The sequence below is a fragment of the Bacillus sp. P4_D3 genome (genome assembly GCF_056401855.1).
On sequence record NZ_JBFUIN010000113.1, the window covers coordinates 1 to 8,803 of the forward strand.

General features: G+C 33.7%; 11 protein-coding genes. 9 read left to right on the forward strand and 2 right to left on the reverse strand.

Features of this window, described 5'->3' with window-relative positions:
* The first annotated feature begins 55 nt into the window (after positions 1-55).
* The gene (locus AC1DTM_RS13660; RefSeq protein WP_477000353.1) at positions 56-772 is read left to right on the forward strand and encodes a hypothetical protein; all 717 of its coding nucleotides are present in this window, start codon (positions 56-58) and stop codon (positions 770-772) included.
* Between the two features lie 38 nt (positions 773-810).
* Here the strand turns inward: AC1DTM_RS13660 and AC1DTM_RS13665 are convergent, their stop codons facing one another.
* Positions 811-1,593 (reverse strand): CheR family methyltransferase, encoded by a 783-nt coding sequence (locus AC1DTM_RS13665; protein ID WP_016104384.1) that lies wholly within the window; start codon positions 1,591-1,593, stop codon positions 811-813.
* A 39-nt stretch (positions 1,594-1,632) separates the two neighbouring features.
* The gene (locus tag AC1DTM_RS13670; RefSeq protein WP_002201059.1) at positions 1,633-2,130 is read right to left on the reverse strand and encodes a flagellar motor switch protein FliG; all 498 of its coding nucleotides are present in this window, start codon (positions 2,128-2,130) and stop codon (positions 1,633-1,635) included.
* Positions 2,131-2,273: 143 nt separating this feature from the next.
* Between AC1DTM_RS13670 and AC1DTM_RS13675 the strand changes: the two genes are divergently transcribed.
* From AC1DTM_RS13675 to flgB, 8 genes are all read left to right on the forward strand, one after another.
* A complete protein-coding gene (locus AC1DTM_RS13675; protein ID WP_002149161.1) occupies positions 2,274-2,738 on the forward strand; it encodes a YaaR family protein in 465 nt (154 codons plus the stop codon).
* A 16-nt stretch (positions 2,739-2,754) separates the two neighbouring features.
* Entirely contained in the window at positions 2,755-3,207 is a 453-nt protein-coding gene (gene flgN, locus AC1DTM_RS13680; RefSeq protein WP_016104385.1) for a flagellar export chaperone FlgN, read from the forward strand.
* 17 nt (positions 3,208-3,224) lie between these two features.
* Positions 3,225-4,523, forward strand: a complete 1,299-nt coding sequence (gene flgK / locus AC1DTM_RS13685) for a flagellar hook-associated protein FlgK (protein WP_016104386.1) — start codon at positions 3,225-3,227, stop codon at positions 4,521-4,523.
* Between the two features lie 522 nt (positions 4,524-5,045).
* Positions 5,046-5,909, forward strand: a complete 864-nt coding sequence (locus AC1DTM_RS13690) for a flagellar hook-associated protein 3 (RefSeq protein WP_002149158.1) — start codon at positions 5,046-5,048, stop codon at positions 5,907-5,909.
* Positions 5,910-5,929: 20 nt separating this feature from the next.
* Positions 5,930-7,366 (forward strand): flagellar hook-associated protein 2, encoded by a 1,437-nt coding sequence (locus AC1DTM_RS13695; RefSeq protein ID WP_477000354.1) that lies wholly within the window; start codon positions 5,930-5,932, stop codon positions 7,364-7,366.
* 22 nt (positions 7,367-7,388) lie between these two features.
* The gene (locus tag AC1DTM_RS13700) at positions 7,389-7,757 is read left to right on the forward strand and encodes a flagellar export chaperone FliS (protein WP_016104388.1); all 369 of its coding nucleotides are present in this window, start codon (positions 7,389-7,391) and stop codon (positions 7,755-7,757) included.
* Positions 7,747-8,019 (forward strand): hypothetical protein, encoded by a 273-nt coding sequence (locus AC1DTM_RS13705; RefSeq protein WP_002201054.1) that lies wholly within the window; start codon positions 7,747-7,749, stop codon positions 8,017-8,019. Before AC1DTM_RS13700 ends, AC1DTM_RS13705 begins: the two co-directional genes overlap by 11 nt.
* A gap of 386 nt (positions 8,020-8,405) precedes the next feature.
* A partial coding sequence (flgB, locus tag AC1DTM_RS13710) for a flagellar basal body rod protein FlgB (protein ID WP_477000355.1) occupies positions 8,406-8,803 on the forward strand: 398 nt, incomplete at its 3' end.

An 8,803-nucleotide genomic window follows, 5' to 3' on the forward strand; every position in this document is an offset into this window, starting at 1 on the left:
TTTAAAGAGTAATAAAGAGTGGGGCTAATAATTTGATAGTAGTGGAGGCGCTTAAATGGAAATTAAACGTACTACAATTGAAAATAAGACGCTACACCCATTAAAACAGCCTGCAGCTATTTCAGAACATGAAATTCAGAAAGAACGAAAACAAAGTAACCTTGTGTTTACGGGGCAGTCCCAAATCATTTCGAAAAATAATGAAATAGGGATTATACTTGCGAGTTTAGGTGATGGAAAGATTGTAAAAGAAATGCTTTCTAAAGAAATGGATRCAGTGTTGCAGTTGTTTTCAAAGCTACATATGTTGTCCGAGGAAGGAAAGCAATCGGAAAAAATATATGAACAGATTGTTAGAAGTTTGCATGGGCTTATTAAACAAGCGCATATAAAGGGAGTTCCGTTATTAGACGGAACGTATGATTTTGCTGAAGTGCAGCTTTCGTTTGGAAGAAAAGTGCATATTCCGTTACTTGATGTAAGTGCGCTCATTTTTAGAGTGGAACAAGATACATCAGAAGGAAATACGAATTTAATGATCACAGTTATTACAGCTTACATGACAAAATTGTCTAACGAAACAATTTTAATTAGCGGTACGGATCGCATTTCTAAAGAACGTGATGCAAGTGTGTGGAGAGCACTTGCAGAAATGAATATGACGCAATTATCGCATGCGTTGAAACATACGATTCAAGAGCATAAATGGTCTGTTACAGCTCTATTTCTCTTTATATGGGTTATAGGTATTATATTGATTCGTATTATATAATAAAAAAAGGTCGTCATTTCAATTATGACGACCTTTTTCTATATTTTTTCGTAGAAGAATGTATCAAAACGCTGAAGGTTGTAGCGTTCGGGTGTTAAAATTTGTTCTGTGCTACCAACGAATAGTACGCCGCCTTTTCGTAAAGAACGACTAAATTTTTCATAGAGCTTTATTCTGGCTTCTTCTGTAAAGTAAATCATTACATTTCGACAAATGATTAAGTCGTAGTTCGTATCAAATGTCTGCATTAATAAATCATGTTGTTTGAATGTAACTTGCTGTTTAATATTTTGATGCAATATATATGTATCATCTTCTTTTGTGAAATGACGTTGTTTTAAATCATTAGGTAATTCTTTCAAAGAGCGTTCGGTATATTGACCACGTTTTGCAGTTTCTAAAACATGAAAATCAAGATCCGTTGCTTGAATATTATAACGAAATGGAGCTAGATGCTTCGATAATATTAAAGAAAGCGTATATGGTTCTTCACCGGCAGCACAAGCAGCACTCCAAATTTTTAATTTGCCGTTATTTTGTTCAAGTAGCTTTGGTAGAGCTTTTGTCTCTAGTGTTTGCCAGCGTTCTTTATTTCTGAAAAACTCTGAAACGTTAATCGTAATGTAGTCAATAAAACTTAAAAATAATGTTTGATCGGTGCGTAAACTGTTTAAAAATTTTATATAATTGTCAAAACCTTTTCTTGAAATGAAAGCATCGATTCTTCTGCGCATTCTATCTTGCTTATAGGAAGCGATATCCATATTAAATAGCTGTTTAAAACTCGTAATAAAATGATCATAATCTTGTTCAGTTTTCATATTTACAATAGGCACAATAACGATATTGTGCCTCCCCCTTTACATCATACGAATTTTTTGTTCAAAGCTTTTTTTCATCTGCTTTTCATGTAAGCCTGGTAAATCATAAATAACGGCGTCAACTCCTGCTTCTTTTGCAATGTCAATAGGAATGACAGACGTATGTTTATCCCCATTATAAAAACAGAGAACTAAATCAGTATCTTCGACAATTTGCTTTACAAAAAACATATAATCTGATCGATAAATGGAGTCGGAAGGATGATCAAAAGCAATATATTCAGCCCCGTGTTTTTTTAAATAATCAACGACTTCTTGAAATTCGTCTGTTAATACATGTAACGGTTGTAGCGTATAAAGGCATAAATTTTGAGCGAGTCTTTCGTTTTCAATGAAAAAACGAAGAACTTCATTTTCAATAGCTTTATAGCATAATATGTAAATTTTATGTTTGTGAGCATAGTCAATTAAAAATTTTTTTATTTCTTCTTGATCTAATGCTGTTAATTGATTTGAACCACAAAGAAAAATATTCATAGATTTGTGCCACCTCATGCTAAATTGTAACATATCTTCTATAAAAAATAACTGCAAAATATGAGTGTTCAGAGTATAATTATAAATAACTGGATTTTACGATTAAGTTTTGAAAGAAATAAAAAAATAAATAGGTGATATATATGCTACGTTCTATCTCGCATAATCCAATTTTATCGCATATACCGCCTGCTACTCAAATGCCGAAAGAAGCAAATGTCAGGACAGGACTTGCATTTTCGGATAATTTGCATGCAGATCCGAAAAAAGATAAATTGTTAGAACAAATGGAAGCGCTAGTTGATAACATTGGGGAAATTAAAGAGAAAATTGAATTAGAGTTAACGCTTGATAATGTTATGGAATACAAAAATACTGTGAAATCATTTTTGAATTTTTACGTTGATAACTTACTGCAATATAAAGACGTTATGTCTCGTCATCCGCGTTATGGATATTCGCAAAAAATGACAATTGTAAAACAAGCTGAAGTGGGATTAAATGAAATGGAAGATGTTATGAATTTAATTAATACGAAAACAGGGCATTTAGAAATGTTAAATCAAATTGGAGAAATTCATGGTTTAATTGTAAATTTAGTCTTGTAAAAGGGAAGGAAGCTATATGTACATACAATTATATGAAAAGCTTGTTATCATTCAAAAAGCATATGAAAATATTCAAACGCTTGGAGAACAAATATATGAGAATTTAAAACATAAAAATGTAAATGCAGTTCAAAAGCTGCAAGTGGAACAATTGCAGTACATAGAAGGTGTAAAAGGATTATCTCGCTCTTTTGAGGAGATGGTTGTTCAGTTTTGTGAAGAAAAGAAAGTCGAACCATTGCGTATGCGTTCGCTATTTTCGTATTTTTCACCGGAAGAAATTGAAAAAATAGAAGAATTACAAAAAAGTTTAAATGAATTAGAAGAAAATGTAAAAATGATCCTTTTGAAAAATCAATATTACTTAAACGTACTATTAAAAACTACAGAGAGTATTGTAGATTCCGTTTCTGAATACAATTTGGAGAAAAACAATAATTCGCAAATCTTTATGAATGAACTATTGTAAAGGAGAAGTGAAGCATTATGAGGTTATCTGATTATAATACACCGCTATCTGGTATGCTAGCGGCCCAAATGGGATTACAAACGACGAAACAAAACTTATCTAACATTCATACGCCTGGTTATGTGCGTCAAGCCGTGAATTTAGGGTCTGTAGGAGCAAGTAATGGTCATACGCCAGGACAGAGAATTGGTTCGGGTGTACAAACATTAGGTGTTGACCGAATTACTGATGAAGTGAAAACGAAGCAATTTAATGATCAGTTGTCACAGTTCTCTTACTATGCATATATGAATTCTACTTTATCACGAGTAGAGTCTATGGTAGGAACTACAGGAAAGAATTCATTATCTAGTTTAATGGATGGTTTTTTTAATGCTTTTCGTGAAGTTGCGAAAAATCCAGAACAATCAAACTACTACGATACATTAGTTGCTGAAACTGGAAAGTTCACAAGTCAAATAAATCGTCTTGCGAAAAACTTAGATACAGCGGAAGTACAGACGACAGAAGATATTGAAGCGCATGTCAATGAATTTAATCGTCTTGGTGCTAGTTTAGCAGAAGCGAATAAAAAAATTGGACAGGCAGGGACACAAGTACCTAATCAACTATTAGATGAACGTGATCGTATTATTACAGAGATGTCTAAATATGCCAATATAGAAGTGTCTTATGAATCTATGAATCCTAATATCGCGAGTGTTAGAATGAATGGCGTTTTAACAGTAAATGGACAAGACACATATCCACTTCAATTAAATAAGGGGAGCGAACCGATGACTGTTGCGATTTATGGATCGGATATTCCTTTAACAGGTGGAGCCATTCAATCAGCAATAGATACGAAAGGAAAGATTGCTAGTTATAAGAAACATATTGAAGACTTAATGAGTTCTGTGAAAAATCAAGTGAATACAGTGATGGGAAAAGATTTCTTCGTTGGAGATCATGCGAAAGATATTCAGTTAAATCCTGAATTCGCAAAAGATGTTTCAAAAATGAAAATTTCTGCTGAAACAGCAAATAAACTGGCAGGAATTACAGATGGAGATTATAAAGAAGGTCTTTCTTATAAACAAGCGTTAGACCAATTCATAGTTGGTGTAGCTTCTGATAAAAGTGCAGTGAATGCTTATCAAAATATTCATAAAGACTTATTAGAAGGTATTCAGCAAGAAAAGATGAGTATAGAAGGCGTCAATATGGAAGAAGAAATGGTTAATTTAATGGCCTTCCAGAAATACTTCGTGGCAAACTCTAAGGCCATTACAACGATGAATGAAGTATTTGACAGTCTGTTTTCGATTATTAGATAACGCGAGGTAGAAACGAAGCCCCTTTTTTTATGTGTAGAGAGAGGGTCCTGCATAGGGTGGAAGCGGACAGAGCCTTTTAGTGGACCAAGCCGTGTAAGACCAGAGATATGAAATGATTGAATGATAAGTTAGCTAAGAGGAAAGCCATGTGTAGTAAATGTATCGTCCTCGTGTTAAATAAAAATGAAAAAGAGCTTTTTTTATGTGTAGAGAGAGGGTCCTGCGTTAGATAGAGGCGGTCAGTGCCTATTAGTGGACCAAGCGATGTGAGACCAGAGATATGAAGTGGTTGTGGGATAGGTTAGGTTAGAGAACAGCCATGTCAAATAGAAACGAGGCCCTTTTTTTATGATTAGAGAGAGGGTCCTGAGTTAGATAGAGGCGGTCACAGTGCCTATTAGTGGGCGAGCGATGTGAGACCAGAGATATGAAATAATTGAATGGTAGGGAAGAAAATAGCTGTATAAAATTGTGGTTGCTTCCCCGCGCTAAGTCAAATATAGATAAAGGAGAAGATGATGGATGAGAGTATCTACGTTTCAAAATGCAAACTGGGCAAAGAATCAGATGATGGATTTGAATGTGCAACAGCAATACCACCGAAATCAAGTAACTTCTGGGAAGAAAAACCTTCTTATGAGTGAAGATCCACTTGCGGCAAGCAAATCATTTGCGATTCAGCATTCTTTAGCAAATATTGAACAAATGCAAAAAGATTTAGCGGATTCGAAAAATGTATTAACACAAACTGAAAATACTTTACAAGGTGTTTTTAAATCTTTAACAAGAGCGGATCAATTAACAGTGCAAGCGTTAAATGGAACAAATAGCGAAAAAGAATTGAAGGCAATCGGTGCAGAGATTGATCAAATTTTAAAACAAGTTGTATATTTAGCGAATACGAAAGAGCAAGGCCGTTATATTTTCGGTGGTGATAGTGCTGAGCAAGTTCCATTCACAGAAGATGGTACGTATCAAGGTGGAAAAAATGATGTGAACTGGCAACTAAATGATGGCTATGAATTAAAAGCATTTCGTAACGGAGAAGAATTATTATCACCGGTTATAAAAACGTTAAAACAGATGAGTGAAGCGCTGAATAACGGTGATCAAAAAGCTTTGCAACCACTATTAGGAGAAAATAAGAAAAACTTAGATAGCATCATTAACCGTACAACTGAAGTTGGTTCAACTATGAATACAATGGAGACGTTTAAAACGATTTTAAGCGAGCAAAATTTAGCACTTCAAGAAAACCGTAAAGAAATTGAAGATGTCGATTTGGCGGTAGCAATTTCTGACCTAGCATATATCAATGCAACGTATGAAGCGACGCTTAAAGCGGTTAGTACGATGAGTAAAACGAGTATTTTAGACTACATGTAAACAATAAGGAGTGAGACAACATGGCAGGGACATTAACAGGTATTGGCGGTAGACAACAGATCTGGAACCTCGGAAATAATATGATCGATACATCTAACTTTGTAGAATTAGAAATGCAAGCGTTAGATATGAGAAAAACACCGTATGCTAATGAAAAGAACCAACTTTCACAAGATAAACTATTATACACAAGTTTAAAATCAGAATTTAGTTCTTTCACACAAACATTTAAAAACTTAGCGGCTTTTAAAGGGAATGAGAAAAAAGTTACAACAACACAAGACGGTTATATTAATGTAAAAGCTGATGGTGGAGCGATTGCAGGAACTTTTAATATGATGATTACACAGCTCGCACAGCGTCATCAAATAGCTTCTAATTCTATTGATAATATAAATGAGAAGCTTCCAAGAAATGAAACAATAAAACTAGGCGATAAAGAACTAAAAGTAACAACTGATATGACATATAAAGATTTAATTAATAAAATTAATGATGGGGATTATGGGGTATCAGCATATACACTTGGTAATAAAATTTTTATGTCCTCTACGAAAGAAGGAGAGGCAAACGCTATTAAATTAGCAAGTACACCACCTAACGTACTTACTGAACTATTTTATTCAGAGGTGGAAATTAAAGGGACAGGCACAAATCAAGACAGTGAAACTAAGACGGAAATGAAATTAAATACTATTAATGAAGCAAAAAATGCTATATATAGTATTAACGGTATCGAGGACAAAAGTCCTACGAATACAATTGAAGCTCTTCCTGGCGTGAAAATTGAATTGTTAAAAGTAACGGAGCCAAAAGTAGACGAAAAACCAGGTGAAGAAAAATCAGATGCAGGTACAACAACAGATTCARAAGTAAAAGGTATTGATCTGAAGTTTACAGTAAGTGATTCAAATGTAACAGACGCATCAAATATTATTAAAAAAATGGTAGCTGATTATAATAAAGCTGTTTCTACAATAGATATTTTTGCTGGAAAAGGTGGAGCCTTCCAAGGTCAAGCTATTATGCAAAGTGTACGTCAAGCGATGAATAACATCGTAACATTTTCTCAAGACGGTAATTATTTGTTTTCATTTGGAATTCAATTAAAGCAAGACGGGACGATGGAAGTTAATGATGAAAAATTAACACAAGCGTTAAAAGACAAGCCGGATGCAGCGAAGCAATTTTTCTTTGGTTCTAACGGTTTAGGGAAGATGATGGAAGAACCACTTGATAAACTATTTGGTGATAAAGGTGTAGTCGGAGAGCATGTAAAAAACATCGATTCACGTGTAAGTGATTTAGATAAAAAGATTAAAGATATTGAAACACAAAATCTGCAAAAACAAGATGAGATTGTGAAGAAGTATCAAAAGCTAGAAAGTACATTAGCGGCGCTAGATAGCCAACTAAAAACAATTAAAGCAATGACAAAACAAAAAAGTGATGATTAATGAAAGTTGAGGAAGTGATCGTATGCAAGCATGGCAACGTTATATGCAAAATGATATTATGACGAGTAATCCAATTAAAAATACAATTTTTATTTATGAAAGATGTATCGTTGAGTTTCGTAATTTAGAAGAGCTTTTAAATACTTTTAAACTACAAGAAGGAGATGCACTTCTTGAAAAATTAGAACGTATTTTTGAAGAGTTAAAGCTTCAATTAAATCCTGAGATTACTAAAGATTTGTATGATAGTCTATTCGGTTTATACGATTGGATTAGCATTCAAATTCAGACGATGAAAGTAACGCGTGAAGTAAAAGACATGGATGCGATTGTGCAAGTGTTACAAGATTTAATAGACGGTTACCGCGGAGCACTCGAAAATGAACAATGATATTTATCGAGCGTTTGTCGGCTGTTTTAATGAAATCGGTGAATTACAAGTGTCAGATGAAGAATTTGCTGAGAAAAGTGCTATGTTAAATCGCTGGATGATGACCTTGGATGAAAAGACGCGAGCAGATGTTGCAGCGGAAGTGAGTCCATTAATAATAAAGGCAGCTCAACATATTCGAGATAAGCAAAAGATTTTGGAAGAAATGATTATGACAAATGATGGACGAATGAAAGCTAATTCGTTTTACGGTAAATATTAATTGTAAAGTATGGAAACGGGTTCTCCTTATTATAAGGGGAATCCATTCCGTTGTTTGAATAAAAGCGTTCCGCTGATTGAGGTTTCACTTTATGACTGTAATGAAAAAACAGAAATAATCTAAATAATAAAAAAAAGAAATTTATTTTATTGTTCTTATATAGAAATGTTATATAGATTACTAAGTGAATACAGTTTTTTTATTCTTTTATATATTTTTGTATTTTTCTAAAGACAACAATGGGAAAATGGAATAAAATATGAAAGGGTACATAATAGATAACATTTTAATAAATACATATAAGGAAATGAATAATAAAGTGAAACTTCCATCAGTGGATGATCATGCCGTAAGCGAGCATGATGGAAAAAAGAAGGGTGTGGAATATGCCGGACTTAGTTAGTGATGTTAGTCATTATATGAATTATTTAGTAACGAAGCGAAATACTGTTTCTAGTAATATTGCAAATGCGAATACACCAGGGTTTAAAGCACAAGATGTAACATTTGCTGAACAAATGAATATGAATAATCCGCTATTCAAAAAAAATGCTGCGGATTTAAAGAGTAATTCAGACTTATATCAAACGAATGAAATGCACTTACCAACAGTAAATGCGAAAAATACATATGCAAAGATTCAAACGAAATCAATGCAAACGAATAAAGATGGAAATAGTGTGGACGTAACGACAGAAATGCTAGATTTAATGAAAACAAACCAATTATACGGTATCTCAATTAATGCGATTAATACGCAATACGCAATTAACCAAGCAGCACG

What these genes read in the sequence shown, in the direction of transcription:
- AC1DTM_RS13665 (WP_016104384.1), bottom strand. Translation starts at nt 1,593, where the DNA reads ATGAAAACTGAACAAGATTATGATCATTTTATTACGAGTTTTAAACAG.
- AC1DTM_RS13670 (WP_002201059.1), bottom strand. Translation starts at nt 2,130, where the DNA reads ATGAATATTTTTCTTTGTGGTTCAAATCAATTAACAGCATTAGATCAA.
- flgK (WP_016104386.1), top strand. Translation starts at nt 3,225, where the DNA reads ATGAGGTTATCTGATTATAATACACCGCTATCTGGTATGCTAGCGGCC.
- flgN (WP_016104385.1), top strand. Translation starts at nt 2,755, where the DNA reads ATGTACATACAATTATATGAAAAGCTTGTTATCATTCAAAAAGCATAT.
- AC1DTM_RS13705 (WP_002201054.1), top strand. Translation starts at nt 7,747, where the DNA reads ATGAACAATGATATTTATCGAGCGTTTGTCGGCTGTTTTAATGAAATC.
- AC1DTM_RS13675 (WP_002149161.1), top strand. Translation starts at nt 2,274, where the DNA reads ATGCTACGTTCTATCTCGCATAATCCAATTTTATCGCATATACCGCCT.
- AC1DTM_RS13690 (WP_002149158.1), top strand. Translation starts at nt 5,046, where the DNA reads ATGAGAGTATCTACGTTTCAAAATGCAAACTGGGCAAAGAATCAGATG.
- AC1DTM_RS13700 (WP_016104388.1), top strand. Translation starts at nt 7,389, where the DNA reads ATGCAAGCATGGCAACGTTATATGCAAAATGATATTATGACGAGTAAT.